Below are 13,552 nucleotides of genomic sequence, written 5' to 3'. Positions count from 1 at the left end.
AACCTGCCGCAACCCGGAGCGGGCATCAGTTGCGCGTGGAAACCGTTTCCAGCTGCAGCGTCTTGGCCGTGGCGGCTTCGAGCTGGGCAGCGAGGTCCGGGTTCTCGTTGAGCTTGACGCCATAACCGGGCATCATCTCCTTGAACCTGGGCTGCCAGCCCTTGAACTGCCTCGGGAAGGACCTCTGCAGCAGTTCGATCATGATCGGCACCGCCGTGGACGCCCCGGGGGACGCGCCGAGCAGGGCGCCGATGGAGCCGTCGCGGCCGGCGATGACCTCCGTGCCGAACTGCAGCACCCCGCCCTTCTTCGGGTCCTTCTTGATGATCTGTACACGCTGGCCGGCGGTAATGAGTTCCCAGTCGCCGTCCTGCGCGGCCGGGTAATATTCGCGCAAGGCTTCGACCTTGGCGCCGTGCCGCTTGGCGACTTCCTTGACCAGGTAGGCGGTGAGGTCCATGTTGTCCTTGGCCACGGCCAGCATCGGGATGATGTTGGACGGGCGGATGGACAGCGGCAAATCCAAATACGAGCCCTGCTTCAGGAAGTTCGTGGAGAAGCCGGCGTACGGGCCGAACAGCAGGGAACGTTTGCCGTTGACGTAACGGGTGTCCAGGTGCGGGACGGACATGGGCGGGGCGCCCACGGACGCCTGGCCATAGACCTTGGCGCCGTGCTGGGCCGCGAGCGACTCGTCGGTGCAGCGGAAGAACTGCCCGGAAACCGGGAATCCGCCGTACCCCTTGCTCTCGGGAATGCCCGAAGCCTGAAGGAGGTGCAGGGCGCCACCGCCGGCACCCACGAAGACGAACTTGGCGTGGATGGAGCCGCGCTCTCCGGACTGGGGGTGCTTGAGCGCGAGGTCCCAGCCGCCGTCGGACGCGCGCTTGATGTCGGCCACGGTGTGGCCGTAGTTGACCTCTACGCCGTTGTTCCCGAGGTAGGTGGTCAACTCGCGGGTGAGGGCGCCGAAGTCGACGTCGGTGCCTTCCGCGGCGCGGGTGGCGGCGATCCGTTGCTTCGGGTCCCGGCCTTTAACGATCAGCGGGGCCCATTTGGCGATTTGTGCGTGGTCCTCGGAGTATTCCATCGAGCGGAACAGCGGGTTCGGCTTGAGGGCCTCGTAGCGGGTGCGCAGGAATTTGGCGTTTTCGTCGCCGATGACGAAGCTCATGTGCGGAACGGTGTTGATGAAGCCCTTGGGGGAGCCGATCATGCCGTTCGTGACGAGGTGGGACCAGAACTGGCGCGAGAGCTGGAACTGCTCGTTGATCAGGAGTGCCTTGGCGGGGTTCACCGAGCCGTCTTTGGCTGCGGGGGAGTAATTAAGCTCACACAGCGCGGCGTGTCCGGTACCGGCGTTGTTCCACGGGTCGGAGCTTTCCAGACCCGGCTCGTCCAGCTTCTCGAACAGGGATATGGTCCAGTTCGGCTCGAGCTGCTTGAGGAAGGCACCGAGCGTGGCGCTCATGATGCCGCCGCCAATCAGGACGACGTCGGCATGTTGGGTCTTGGAAATGAAAGTCACAATCAGTCTCCGATAGCAGCGGGTCTGGCTGTCACAGAATATCCCCGCACAGCCCTCTAACTGAAATTGGCTCCACCCGTCAAGGCTTCAGCTCGACCTTCGTAAAAACTTCATTCAGGACCGGCGACGCCGGATACTTCAGCACCCGGTCCGAGAGCGCCAGGGCTGAGATCGGGAACGCGATCGGCACAGCCGGTACCGTGGCAGCGATCTGCGCATTGATGGTCTGGTACTGCTCCGTCCGTTCCTTGCCCTCGGGCAGGCCCCGGGCCCGGGCGATCTTGGAGAAGACCTGCGGGTCCTGGTACCCGAATTCGCCCGTTTTTTCGCCGAAGAGCGGGCCCACGAAGTTGTCCGGATCGGAGTAGGAACCGTTCCAGCCCAGCAGGTGAAGGGCGTGGTCGCCGGGGGAGGTGACTTTTTGCAGGTAGCCGTCCGACCACTCGACCGGTACCGGCTTGATGTTGAGGCCGATGGCGGTCAGTTGTTTGCTGATTTCCGCGTACACCTTTTCCGGCGTCGGCAGATAGGGCCGGGTGGCGTTCAGGGGATAGTAGAACTTCAGTTCCTCCCCCTTGTAACCGGCTTCGGCCAGCAGCTCCTTGGCTTTGTCCGGGTTGTGGCCCAGGGCCGGGGCGTTGTTGTTGAAGCCGCTGAGCTTGGGCGGAACGAACTGCGTCGCCTGCGCGGTGTTGTCGATGAAGAACCGGCGGATCACGGTGTCTTTGTCCAGTGCCATTTCGATCGCCTGGCGGACCTTAAGGTTCTGCAGGATGGGCACTTCCTGGTTCATGCCCAGATACATCACGGAGAAAGGATCGCGCTGGATGATTTGCTGCCCACGCTTGACGAGTTGGTCGAAGTTGTCGACGGTCACGGCGTCATAGGCGTCAATCTTGCCGTCGAGCAGGGCCTGCATCCGGGTCTGGGTGTGGTCGTAGGTGACGAACTTGATGGTGCCGATCTGGCCCTTGTCCCCCCAGTAGTCCTTGTTGCTGGACAGCGTGATGCTTTCCGGATCCCAGGAGCTCAGGACGTACGGACCGGTTCCCACGGGGTGGAGGCCGTAGGCGGAGATCGGCTGGCCGTCGCGGCTCTGGTTGAGCTGGTCCGCTGTCTGGGACGTGAGGGCCTGGGGCGAAGAGATGGCGAAGGCGGGCAGCGTGAGGGCCTGCAGGAACCCGGTGAAGGGCTGGGTCAGGTCGATCCGCACGTTGTCCGGGGCCAACGCGGTGCAGCCCTTGAAGATGGAGAGGGAGGCCTGGTCGGCGTGGGCTTTGAAAACGCCCTTGAAGGTGGTTCCCGGAGCCTGCTGGCGCAGGGATTCGGGGAAGTTGAACCAGCGGTTGAAGTTGCTGCAGACCGCAGCGGCGTCGAGGGTTGTCCCGTCCTGGAAGAGGACGCTGTCGCGGAGCTTGAATGTGTAGGCGCGGCCGTCCTCGCTGGAGCTCCACTCCGTGGCCAGCAGCGGCGTGGGCTGCCCGGTGGTCTGGTCAACGCCGACGAGCCCTTCCAGGACCTGGCGCGTGATCCGGTAGGACTCGGTGTCCGAGACGACGGCGGGGTCAAGCCCCAGCGGCCGGGAGGCGGTGCCGAACGTGAAGACGGCGCTGGGGGCGGCCGCCGTGGGGCTGCCCGACGCCGTGGCGGAGCCCGGCCCCGGGCCGGGGCTTCCGGTGCAGGCGGCCAGAGGCAGCATCAGGAGCATAGCGCCGAGACCGGCTGCAACGCGGCGCACCGCACTGGACCGCGGCCCGCGGGCCTGCATGCCGCTGGCAGTGCTGGGGCGCGCGGTACGGCTGGGCAGTGTTCGTCTGGGCACTTCGGGCATCACCTCGGGGGACTGGTGGACCGCCGGCTGCGGAACAGGCCCATTCTAGATGACCAGTCCGGACGAAAGCTGTGACCGGGCGCTGTCGGCTGGTCTCCGCCTCCGGACCCCGCAGACGGGTGCAGTGCCAGAGGGCCGCCACACAAACAAGGCCCGCACCGAAGGTGCGGGCCTTGTTTTCTCCCAGGTGGTCCAGTGAGTCAGGCTGGAGCCGGTGCGGGAGCGTTTTGTGCTGCCTACTTGGGCATCAGTACCGAGTCGACCATGTACACGGTGGCGTTGGCGGTCATGACGCCGCCACAGACGACGTTGGCCTCGTCAACCTTCAGCGCGTCCTTGGAACCGGTCACGGTGACGGAACCGCCCTGGACGGTCTTGTGCGTGCCGACGATCTCGTCCGGGCTGATCTTGCCCGGGACCACGTGGTAGGTCAGGATCTTGCTGAGCAGGGCATCATCCGTCTTCAGCGTTTCGATCGTGGCGGGGTCGAGCTTCTTGAAGGCGTCGTCCGTCGGTGCGAAGACCGTGAACTCGCTGCCGTTCAGGGTGTCCACCAGGTCAACCTTCGGGTTGAGCTTGCCGGACACAGCGGCCGTCAAGGTGGTGAGGATCGGGTTGTTGGACGCTGCAACCGCTACCGGGTCAAGGGCCATTCCGGAGACGGAGCCGGCGCCGCTGGGCACCTGCTCGGCGTAAGCGGCGCAACCGCTGCCGACGAGGTTGGCGGCCGGGTCCATCGCTGCTGCCGAGGTGCTGGTGGACGGCGACGGTGCCATGCTGGATTCCATCGGCGCGGACGCCGGAGCGGAGGAGCTGGGGGCGGCGGTTGTGGTGGATCCGCCGCAGGCAGTGAGGCTGATCATGGCTGCAGCAGCGATACCAGCAACGGAAAGTGTCGTGCGCTTGATGTTCTGCATTTCGGTTTCTCCTTTGTTGTGCCGATTGTTGCCAGCGGCGAACTATTCCGCTCTGGCCCTTTTACGACTGGTTGGGCACCGACCCTTGGTTGGTGTCTCAATGTGTATTCGGGGGCTGCGTGGAGACGGATGGGTGGAGGATGGAAAAAACTTTCCGGGCCCCCCGACGGCCCGGTTTTCTGCGGTTTTGTCTCGATACGGCGGGGCACACAGCTCGCGGGAATAACAAAGCCGATAACAAAAAAGAGCCCCGGTCCAACGACCGGGGCTCTTCCACTGTGTATATCGAATTGTGCGCAAGGGGGGATTTGAACCCCCACGCCCGAAGGCACAGGAACCTAAATCCTGCGTGTCTGCCAATTTCACCACTCGCGCTCGGCCGCGTCGCCCGGCCCGTCCTGGGACAGTCAGCGGCGCATGCCAGGCTCCATTGTACATTTCACCGCCCGCCCTGGGGCGACCCCCGTCCGTGGCCGGCGTGCGGCTAGCTGTCCACCTTGAGGTCCCGGCGGAGCTTCGCGACATGCCCGGTGGCCCGAACGTTATATTGTGCGACCGTAACCACCCCGTCGGGGTCCACCACCACCGTTGACCGGATGAGTCCGTCGTACGTTTTGCCATAGTTCTTCTTCTCTCCCCAGGCGCCGTAGGCCTCAGCGACGGCGTGGTCCGGGTCCGAGAGCAGGGGGAACGTCAGCCCTTCAGCAGCGGCGAACTTGGCGAGCTTTTCCGCCGGATCGGGGGAAATGCCGACCACCGCGTAGCCCGCCTGCTGCAGTGCGGGCAGGGAATCCCGGAAATCGCAGGCCTGCTTGGTGCAGCCGGGGGTGGAGGCCGCGGGGTAGAAATAGACCACTGTGCTGTTGCCTCGGAAGTCCTCGAGTGACATATCCTTCCCATCGGAATTCTTCAGGGTGAACGCGGGCGCTGGATCGCCGGAGATGAGTCGTTCAGGCACAGGGGTGCTCCTTCTTAGGGTGGACGCAGGGTTGCTCCATCCCAGCCTAATGAGCGGTGGTGGCAGCGCAGAATCCTAGGCTCGCTATACTCGGTGGTATGCCTGATATGGATCGCTGGCCCACGGGCCGCCTACTGTCCACGGCAGCGCGCCTTGTTGAACACTCCTGGAACGAGAAGCTGGGGGCCATTGGCCTGACCCATGCCGGAGTCATCGCCATGGAAGTGCTCGCCGTCAACGGACCGATGACCCAGGCCCAGCTCGCCCAATTGGTGCGAGTCCAAGCGCAGACCATGGGCAAGACGCTCAGCCGGCTGGAGGCGCACGGCCATATCTCCCGGGAACGCAGCCCCTCGGACCGGCGCAGCCACGTTGTGTCTTTAACGGACCGGGGCCGCGAAGCTGTTGTTGAAGCGGCAGATATGGAGCGTTCAGTTCTCGCCGCCGCTTCCATCGACCCTGACGTCCTGCGCCAGGAACTCCAGGCGGTTGTCACCGAACTCGCCACGCGGATCTCCTCCACCGACGCCAAGGCAATCGTCACCGCCCCGGCGCCCGTGCTGCCCGTGGACGCCAACTAAGCAGCTCACCCTTCACCGCGCGGAGCTTTTCCCCGCCATGCCGCGCCGGTGCGCAATAATTTGGTCCCTAAGGGCTGTCCCGCTCCAAAAACGAGTACAAACTACTGGGTTCCCGCGGGCGGCGGTGGGGGAGCATATCCTCATGACAAGCTACATCCTGGAAGCCCGGTCCTTGGAGCACCATTGTCAGTGCTGTGGTGAGTTTGCAGCAGCCGTCTTCTGTGAAGCCTGCGATCCTCACGATCAATGCCCGGCAGATTCCGGAACGGGAATCCTGCCGCACCCCGCGCACTGAGTAAACCCGGCACAGCGGTTAGCGCACGGCTCCTGCATCCTTAGGGGCCGGCTATTCCGTGTCCCTCAGCGGACGGAGTGCCGGCTGCATCTAGGCTCAAGGGATGGATGCGCACCCCACAGAGGAGCTGGAAGGGCAGACCTCGATCAATGAGCTGCTTGACGAGCCCGTGGGCGCCTCACCGGTTCAACTGTTGTTGCCCATTCACTTTCAGCTAGCCGCCGCGGTCCGGAGCGGGCTCTAGACTTTCGTCCTCCAACGACTTCTCGCCCTGGGCGCGCGGGCCCACCAGACACGCCGCCCGTCGCCGCACAGTGCTGCTGCCAGTAAAACGCAAGTACAGTGTCACCGGGGCCCATTGGGGGGTGCCCGGTATTGGGGGACATATGGCGTACGCACGCCCTTTCACAGGCAAGACTTCCGGCGCGGTTGCGGCCCGAGCGTTGCTCGTAGCGGCGGTCCGGCCGTCTGTTACCGCACCTCGGCTGCCTGTTCACAGCACCGGGCCGGCGGTCCCGATTGCGGCCGCCCGTCCCACGCTTCCCCGGCTCCCTCTCAAGCACGCCTGAGGCCTCACTTTGGTGTGGCGCCGGTACTGCGCCTGCGGACGGGGACTTCCCCGCCAGGGCTCACACATCAACCACAACCCGTTGCCGATCCCGGCACCAGGGTTTACAACACGCAACCTTCGAGGAGACTCACATGACATACGCACCGCAGCAACAACAGCAATCCACCGGACCGGTTCCCCTTTGGGCGCCTCTGTACGGCGCGTCCTTGCCGGTCGCCGTCTCACGGTTCTTTAAGAAGTACGCGACGTTCTCCGGCCGGGCCAGCCGCAGCGAGTACTGGTGGTGGACCCTCGTGGCCTTCATCGTCTCCATGGTCCTGAACTTCATCATGCTGGTGGCTGGCTCCGCCGGTGCCACGCGCGCCGCAGACGGCTCCACCGTCCCGGGCCCGGGTTTCACCGTTGGTCTGATCCTGGCCGGCATCTGGTTCCTGGCAGTTATCGTCCCGTCCCTGGCAGTGACCGTCCGGCGCCTGCATGATGCCAACTTCAGCGGCTGGATGTACCTGCTCGTGCTCGTGCCGTTCGCCGGCGGCATCATCCTGATCGTCCTCACCGCGATGGGTTCCAAGCCGGAGGGCCAGCGGTTCGACCGCCCGGAAGGCGTGCCTGCGTACCCGGGACACTAAGCGCACCATAAGGAAGGCCCCGTCGTCCGACGGGGCCTTCCTTATGCCCCGAGTCACGGGGCAGGATTACCCTTGAGGCATGACCACCACACCGTCACCGGCGCCCGTGCCCGTCGAGGTCCTGGTTCACTCCGGCCCGGCCGAGTGGTGGCAGGTCCTCGCCGCACTGGGACCCCTGGCCGTCCTGGTCAGCGCCGCCATCGCCGCGGTCATCGGCATCAATACCCTGAAGCAGAAGTCCGTCGCCGATAACCGGGCCGAGTGGTGGAAGCGGGCCCAATGGGCGCTGGACGCTGTCCACTCGGGCAACAAGAAGCAGGCCACCGTGGGGCTGAAAGTCCTGCGGGTCCTGGGCGAAAGTGAGTTGGCCGGCGCCGGTGAACTCGCCGTCCTCGAGGCAGCGTGGGAGGGTCACGGGGCGCAAGCCCGCGCCCTGCCCAACGTTCTCGCCCCCGGGGCATCAGACGGTGACCTGCGAGCGGTGTGGATTGCCGCGGCGCAGCTGCGCCTGGTCACCGACCGCCGCCTCAACAAGCAAACCCCGGAATGGGTCAGGACCCTTGCCGCGGACGGCCCGTAACCCCGCCAGGACCTTCCGGGCCCGCTCCACGCGGAGGAGCCGCCACGGCGGCCGGCTCCGGCTCTGCCTTCCAACCGTCATGATGGTGTTCGTTTCTGTGGCGTGCCGCGTCCAGGTGATGCTCCAGCTTTTCTTCCGCTTCCCGCCGCCGCTGTCCGATGGTCCGGAGTTGTTGTGTCGTTGATGCCGTATGGGAATGAAGATGTTGTCGCCGGTCCCGCACCGGCCCGTCGTTCTTCTCGCTCATACTGGCATCGTTCCACTGAAGTTACCGTGCGGGAAGACCCGTCTGGTTGCTGGGCGCCGGACGATGGGCGGCTATCCGCTTTGGAAGTAACTGTGCCCCGCAATCGCCTGGGCGTTACCGTCCACCGGGGCGGGTGTGCCGTCCGCCGGCGCATCGCTGCTTTCCTCACGCAAAAAACCCCGCCTTCCTGGCGATAAGCCAGTGAAGACGGGGTTTTCCTCTGAGTGGTGCACCCCCCGGGACTCGAACCCGGAACCCATTGATTAAGAGTCAATTGCTCTGCCAGTTGAGCTAGAGGTGCAGCTGTTGTTTGGTTCATCGCGGTCTTCTTGTTCCCGCGTTGTTCTCCGCAACGACATGAAACTCTACACGAGATTCTGCGGAGTGCGAAATCGGCGGCGGTGGGCCGGGGCGCACCTATCCCGGCAACTCCAAAACCAGCACAAAGTCGGGGTTTTTATTGTTGGTGAGCACCCACAGGCGTCCGTCCGGGGCCAGCGTGACGTTCCGAATTCTGCCGTACATCCGTGTGAAATAGCCCACAGGATCGCCGGCGAATTCGCCGTTGAGGGGAACCTGCCACACCCGCTGCCCGCGCAGCGCGCCCAGGTACGCCCGGTCGCCGACAATTTCCAGCCCGCTGGGCGAAGAATCGGCAGTTGAGGGCCACACCACTTTCGCGTCCAGGAATCCGGTGCGGTGCGGCGCGCCGGTGACGGCCGGCCAACCGTAGTTGCCGCCGGGAACTATCAGGTTGAGTTCGTCGTCCACGTCGGGTCCGAATTCGCTCGCCCACAGCCGGCCGGCACTGTCCCAGGCAAGTCCCTGCACGTTGCGGTGGCCCAGGCTGTACATCGGGTTGCCGTCGATGGGATTGCCAGGCGCGGGTTGGCCCTCGGCGGTGATGCGCAGGATTTTGCCGCCCAGGGCGTTCGGGTCCTGCGGCTGCCCGCGGCGCTGGGAATCTCCGGTGCCGACGTAGAGATGGCCGTCCGGCCCGAACCGGATCCGGCCGCCGTTGTGCGTGGCTGCCTTGGGGATTCCGGTAAAGATGACCTCCGGTGTCCCCAGCCGCAGCGTTCCGGCGTCGTCCTCGAGGCGCAGCCGGACGATGCGGTTGTCGCTGGCGGCGGTCAGATAGGCGTACAGGAACCGGTCCCTCGCGAAGTCCGGCGACAGGGCCAGGCCCATCAGGCCGCCTTCACCGCCGGGAACGACGCCGGGCACCTTGCCCAGCGAGCCGGCTTTTCCGGTCACTGGGCCCGGCGGAATGATGCGCAGCCGGGCGGTCTCGCGTTCGGAAATGATGGCGGTGCCGTCGGGCAGGAAGACCGTGGACCAGGGCACCTGCAGCTCGGCGTTGATCTGGCCGGTGACGGTTGGCTGGTCCACCCCCGCTCCGGTGGCGGCCGCCTGGGTGGTGGCGGCGGAGCTGGGGGCTGCCGGGCTGGCCGGTGCCGGGCTTGACGCTGCCTGGCTTGACGGCGGCGGGGCGCTGCCTGCAGGGGGCGGGGCGCCGCCCGCGCCGGCAGTGCAACCGGACAGCAGGATCGCGACGGCGGCCGCCCCCGCACCGGCCCGGAACGTGCCGCGTCCTCGGGTGGCCCGCACAGCTGGCCCTATTGCCGGGTCCGCCGCGGCGGCCGGAATCCTGCGGCTTCGGCATGGGCTGTGGACAGGAACCAGACTTCGGCCCGGGTGTCCTCGAACGCGGAACTGGTCTCGTCGTGGTAGACCATGGAGGCCGCGTCGCCCTTGACCGTGAAACCGTCGGGTCCGCTGCCATCAGCGGCGGGTGCTGCCGACCCCTCGCCATAGGGCTGGGCGGCGGCGAGATGTCCGGCGGGTTCGGCTTCCGGGCGTGCCGCGGTCTGTGGCGTATCGAGGAACATGGCCGAGTGCCGGCTGTCAGCTTCGGTCAGCGCCGGCGCCGCGGTTGAGGGCGTCACCCGGCCATCCGTGGCCGACACGTCGGGGCCGGCTTCTGCCGCAGCGGACTCTGCGCCCGGCAGGGTGGGCGCCTGGGGTTGCGTGTATTCACGGTGGTGCACGGGGACGTTCGAAGCGGCCTGCGGTGCGGCGGAAGGCGTCCCGGACGCAATAGGCTCCTCGGTGGCGGCCGCCGTGGGCGCGGGCTCAGCTGCCGCGGGACGTCGGGGCTCGGAAATCCGCTCCGGTTCACGCTCCGGCTCCGCGGGGGATTCCGGTTCCGCGTGGGACGCGGCGTGGCCGGCGTCGTGCTCCGTGGGGGAGGTGGAAGCCGTACCGGTGGCAGCTGTCCCGACGCGCGTGGACCCGGAATTGCGCCGGGAACTGTTGCGGTTGAGCAGCCACCAGACGATGGCGACAATCGCCACGATGACGACAAGCCAGATGATCCAATCCATAGCAGAGCCTTTCGGTCCAGAGGGCAAGGTTGCCGTTGCTCGACGGTACGTCTGCCGTGAGGGGACTGTCCAGCCGGCCGGAATCCGGCCTGTAGCCTCGCATCATGGATTTTAAGAGACTGCGCATCCTCCGCGAGCTCGCCGACCGGGGGACGGTGGGAGCCACGGCGGAGGCCATGAAGGTCACCCCTTCCGCCGTGTCGCAGCAGCTCAAAACCCTCCAGGAGGAGCTGGGGGTCGTCCTGGTGGAGAAGTCCGGCAGAGGGGTGCGTCTCACGGAGGCCGGTCTGGCCATGGCGGGGGCAGCCGCCGAGGTCTCCACCGCCATGGCCCGCGCGGAGGCCACGATCGACACCTATCGGCAGGGCTGGCAGACACATGTGAAGGCGGCATTCTTTCCCAGCGCCGCCGAAATGTTCCTCCCCGGCCTCCTGCACCGGGTCAAAGCCATTGACGGGCTCCGTTTCCAGGCCCACTTTGAGGATCCCAACGTCGCCGGGTTCGCCGGGCTGACCGCCGACTACGACATCGTGCTGGCGCACAGTGTTGACGGGCCTGACGTCTTTGCCCGGCTGGGATTGACGGTTGTGCCGCTCCTGGAGGAACCCCTGGATGTGGCCCTCCCCGCCGGTCACGCGCTCGCCGGGAAGGCGGAGCTCCGCGCCGAAGACGTCATCGGCTTCCCGTGGATGGGTGTGCCCGAAGGATTTCCGTTCGACACCGTCCTCCGCCAGATCGAGGTCCAGGCGGACTCCCCGGCGGACCGCGCCCAGATGTTCCCCGATCTGAGGGTGCTCGAGGCCCTGGTCAGCGCGGGGCACGGACTGAGCCTGCTGCCGCGCTACACGGCCTTGAAGAACCAGGGGAGGGGCTTTGTGCTGCGACCGCTCGCCGGGGTCCAAGCCCGCCGCAGCATCGTCGCTCTGGCCCGCCCGGACGTCGCTGCCCGCACCACCATCGAGCAGGTCCTGACGCTTCTCAAGGCTGAGGCGCAGTCCGTCGCGGCGGCACCGGAGCTGCGGATCGCCGCCCGCCCGGAGCGATGACCCGGACCGGACTGTCCATCTAATGAGATAGCTGTCCACTATTTGACCGAAACATTCCCGGTTTTACGCTTAATGCGCCATTTCGGGTCGTTGCGCCTCATCGCGGAGCCCTAGACTTTGACCCATGAGTGAGGACATCCAGACAGCGACAGCGACCAAACCGGACATCAAGCCCCGCAGCCGGGTGGTCACCGACGGCATCCATGCGGCCCCCGCGCGCGGCATGTTCCGTGCGGTGGGCATGGGCGACGACGACTTCGCCAAACCGCAGATCGGCGTCGCGAGCTCCTGGAATGAAATCACTCCCTGCAACCTTTCCCTGAACCGGCTGGCCCAGGGCGCCAAGGAAGGCGTGCACGCCGGCGGCGGCTTCCCGATGCAGTTCGGCACCATCTCCGTCTCGGACGGCATCTCCATGGGGCATGAGGGCATGCACTTCTCCCTGGTCTCCCGGGAAGTCATTGCCGACTCCGTGGAAACCGTCATGCAGGCTGAGCGGATCGATGGCTCGGTCCTGCTGGCCGGCTGCGACAAGTCCCTGCCGGGCATGCTGATGGCAGCGGCCCGCCTGGATCTTGCCAGCGTCTTCCTCTACGCCGGCTCCATCATGCCGGGCTGGGTCAAGCTGGAGGACGGCTCGGAGAAGGAAGTCACCTTGATTGACGCCTTCGAAGCCGTCGGCGCCTGCGCGGCCGGCAAGATGAGCATGGAAGACCTCACCCGGATCGAAAAGGCCATCTGCCCGGGCGAGGGCGCCTGCGGCGGCATGTACACCGCCAACACCATGGCCTGCATCGGCGAGGCGCTGGGCATGTCCCTTCCCGGCTCGGCCGCACCGCCCTCGGCAGACCGCCGTCGCGACGAATTTGCCCGCAAGTCCGGCGAAGCGGTGGTGAACCTCCTCCGTCTGGGCATCACCGCCCGCGACATCATGACCAAGAAAGCCTTCGAAAACGCCATCGCCGTGACCATGGCCTTCGGCGGCTCCACCAATGCCGTCCTGCACCTCCTCGCGATCGCCCGCGAAGCCGAGGTCGAGCTGAACCTCGAGGACTTCAACCGCATCGGCGACAAGATCCCGCACCTCGGAGACCTCAAGCCCTTCGGCCGCTATGTCATGACCGACGTCGACAGGATCGGCGGCGTGCCGGTCATCATGCGCGCCCTGCTCGACGCCGGCCTCCTCCACGGCGACTGCCTCACCGTCACGGGCAAGACCGTCGCGGAGAACCTCGCGGCGATCAACCCGCCGGACCTGGACGGCAAGATCCTGCGGGCCATGGACAACCCCATCCACAAGACCGGCGGCATCACCATCCTGCACGGCACCATGGCCCCGGAAGGCGCCGTCGTGAAGAGCGCCGGCTTCGACGCCGACGTCTTCGAAGGCACGGCCCGCGTGTTCGAGCGCGAGCAGGGTGCCCTGGACGCACTCGACCACGGCCAGATCAAGGCCGGCGACGTCGTCGTCATCCGCTACGAAGGCCCCAAGGGCGGACCGGGCATGCGCGAAATGCTCGCCATCACCGGCGCCATCAAAGGCGCCGGCCTCGGCAAGGACGTCCTGCTGCTCACCGATGGGCGCTTCTCCGGCGGCACCACAGGACTGTGCATCGGCCACGTCGCCCCGGAAGCGGCCGACGGCGGCCCCATCGCCTTCGTCAGGGACGGCGACCGGATCCGCGTGGACATCGCCGCGCGCAGCTTCGACCTCCTCGTGGACGAGGCCGAGCTTGACGCCCGCAAGGTGGGCTGGGAACCGCTCCCGGCCAAGTTCACCAAGGGTGTGCTCGCCAAGTACGCCAAGCTCGTCCACAGCGCCTCCACCGGCGCCTACTGCGGGTGATTCTCTCTAAGCAGGGGTAACCAGGCTTAATAAGGGAGACTCCGAGGGGCCCCAAGCGGACGGCGTCCGCGCCGTCCGTTTGGGGAAGGAGCCTCCCGCCTGCCGCCGGAGGCTGTCAGGTCACAGGGAAATGTGA

General features: G+C 66.2%; 12 protein-coding genes and 2 tRNA genes. 6 read left to right on the top strand and 8 right to left on the bottom strand.

Annotated elements, in window-relative coordinates; translation table 11 throughout:
* Positions 1–25 precede the first annotated feature (25 nt).
* The 5 genes from VUN84_11655 to bcp all read right to left on the bottom strand — a co-directional run bounded on the left by VUN84_11655 (position 26) and on the right by bcp (position 5,234).
* Positions 26–1,528 carry a malate:quinone oxidoreductase gene (locus VUN84_11655; protein ID XAS62968.1) on the bottom strand — a complete coding sequence of 501 codons (1,503 nt, stop codon included), beginning with the start codon at positions 1,526–1,528 and terminating at the stop codon, positions 26–28.
* 79 nt (positions 1,529–1,607) lie between these two features.
* A complete protein-coding gene (locus VUN84_11650; protein ID XAS65840.1) occupies positions 1,608–3,227 on the bottom strand; it encodes an ABC transporter substrate-binding protein in 1,620 nt (539 codons plus the stop codon).
* Between the two features lie 368 nt (positions 3,228–3,595).
* A complete protein-coding gene (locus tag VUN84_11645) occupies positions 3,596–4,276 on the bottom strand; it encodes a fasciclin domain-containing protein (protein XAS62967.1) in 681 nt (226 codons plus the stop codon).
* 293 nt (positions 4,277–4,569) lie between these two features.
* Positions 4,570–4,651: transfer RNA gene (locus tag VUN84_11640), tRNA-Leu, on the bottom strand.
* A gap of 109 nt (positions 4,652–4,760) precedes the next feature.
* Complete coding sequence (gene bcp / locus VUN84_11635) at positions 4,761–5,234, bottom strand: thioredoxin-dependent thiol peroxidase (protein XAS62966.1); 474 nt, start codon at positions 5,232–5,234, stop codon at positions 4,761–4,763.
* Between the two features lie 107 nt (positions 5,235–5,341).
* On the opposite strand from bcp, the gene VUN84_11630 reads away from it, so the two are divergent.
* From VUN84_11630 to VUN84_11615, 4 genes are all read left to right on the top strand, one after another.
* The gene (locus tag VUN84_11630; GenBank protein XAS65839.1) at positions 5,342–5,815 is read left to right on the top strand and encodes a MarR family transcriptional regulator; all 474 of its coding nucleotides are present in this window, start codon (positions 5,342–5,344) and stop codon (positions 5,813–5,815) included.
* A gap of 398 nt (positions 5,816–6,213) precedes the next feature.
* Complete coding sequence (locus VUN84_11625) at positions 6,214–6,354, top strand: hypothetical protein (GenBank protein ID XAS62965.1); 141 nt, start codon at positions 6,214–6,216, stop codon at positions 6,352–6,354.
* Positions 6,355–6,812: 458 nt separating this feature from the next.
* Complete coding sequence (locus tag VUN84_11620) at positions 6,813–7,310, top strand: DUF805 domain-containing protein (protein XAS62964.1); 498 nt, start codon at positions 6,813–6,815, stop codon at positions 7,308–7,310.
* Between the two features lie 79 nt (positions 7,311–7,389).
* Positions 7,390–7,890 (top strand): hypothetical protein, encoded by a 501-nt coding sequence (locus VUN84_11615; protein ID XAS62963.1) that lies wholly within the window; start codon positions 7,390–7,392, stop codon positions 7,888–7,890.
* Positions 7,891–8,362: 472 nt separating this feature from the next.
* On the opposite strand, the gene VUN84_11610 is transcribed toward VUN84_11615, so the two are convergent.
* The 3 genes from VUN84_11610 to VUN84_11600 all read right to left on the bottom strand — a co-directional run bounded on the left by VUN84_11610 (position 8,363) and on the right by VUN84_11600 (position 10,524).
* A tRNA-Lys gene (locus VUN84_11610) sits at positions 8,363–8,438 on the bottom strand.
* Between the two features lie 116 nt (positions 8,439–8,554).
* Positions 8,555–9,748, bottom strand: a complete 1,194-nt coding sequence (locus VUN84_11605) for a PQQ-dependent sugar dehydrogenase (protein ID XAS62962.1) — start codon at positions 9,746–9,748, stop codon at positions 8,555–8,557.
* Positions 9,749–9,756: 8 nt separating this feature from the next.
* Positions 9,757–10,524 (bottom strand): hypothetical protein, encoded by a 768-nt coding sequence (locus VUN84_11600; GenBank protein ID XAS62961.1) that lies wholly within the window; start codon positions 10,522–10,524, stop codon positions 9,757–9,759.
* 104 nt (positions 10,525–10,628) lie between these two features.
* On the opposite strand from VUN84_11600, the gene VUN84_11595 reads away from it, so the two are divergent.
* Positions 10,629–11,570 (top strand): LysR family transcriptional regulator, encoded by a 942-nt coding sequence (locus VUN84_11595; GenBank protein XAS62960.1) that lies wholly within the window; start codon positions 10,629–10,631, stop codon positions 11,568–11,570.
* A 124-nt stretch (positions 11,571–11,694) separates the two neighbouring features.
* On the top strand, positions 11,695–13,416 hold the full coding sequence (ilvD, locus tag VUN84_11590) for a dihydroxy-acid dehydratase (protein XAS62959.1): 1,722 nt from the start codon (positions 11,695–11,697) through the stop codon (positions 13,414–13,416).
* The last annotated feature ends 136 nt before the right edge of the window (positions 13,417–13,552 follow it).

The organism is Micrococcaceae bacterium Sec5.8, from assembly GCA_039636775.1.
Taxonomy (GTDB): Bacteria; Actinomycetota; Actinomycetes; order Actinomycetales; family Micrococcaceae; genus Arthrobacter.
Note: the sequence above shows the minus strand (reverse complement) of the source record. Positions and strands in the feature narration are given on the sequence as shown.

Bases quoted from the DNA above. Each gene is read 5' to 3' on its own strand.
- VUN84_11650 (XAS65840.1), bottom strand. From the start codon at position 3,227: ATGCTGCCTCTGGCCGCCTGCACCGGAAGCCCCGGCCCGGGGCCGGGC.
- VUN84_11645 (XAS62967.1), bottom strand. From the start codon at position 4,276: ATGCAGAACATCAAGCGCACGACACTTTCCGTTGCTGGTATCGCTGCT.
- VUN84_11630 (XAS65839.1), top strand. From the start codon at position 5,342: ATGGATCGCTGGCCCACGGGCCGCCTACTGTCCACGGCAGCGCGCCTT.
- VUN84_11625 (XAS62965.1), top strand. From the start codon at position 6,214: ATGGATGCGCACCCCACAGAGGAGCTGGAAGGGCAGACCTCGATCAAT.
- VUN84_11620 (XAS62964.1), top strand. From the start codon at position 6,813: ATGACATACGCACCGCAGCAACAACAGCAATCCACCGGACCGGTTCCC.
- VUN84_11615 (XAS62963.1), top strand. From the start codon at position 7,390: ATGACCACCACACCGTCACCGGCGCCCGTGCCCGTCGAGGTCCTGGTT.
- VUN84_11600 (XAS62961.1), bottom strand. From the start codon at position 10,524: ATGGATTGGATCATCTGGCTTGTCGTCATCGTGGCGATTGTCGCCATC.
- VUN84_11595 (XAS62960.1), top strand. From the start codon at position 10,629: ATGGATTTTAAGAGACTGCGCATCCTCCGCGAGCTCGCCGACCGGGGG.
- ilvD (XAS62959.1), top strand. From the start codon at position 11,695: ATGAGTGAGGACATCCAGACAGCGACAGCGACCAAACCGGACATCAAG.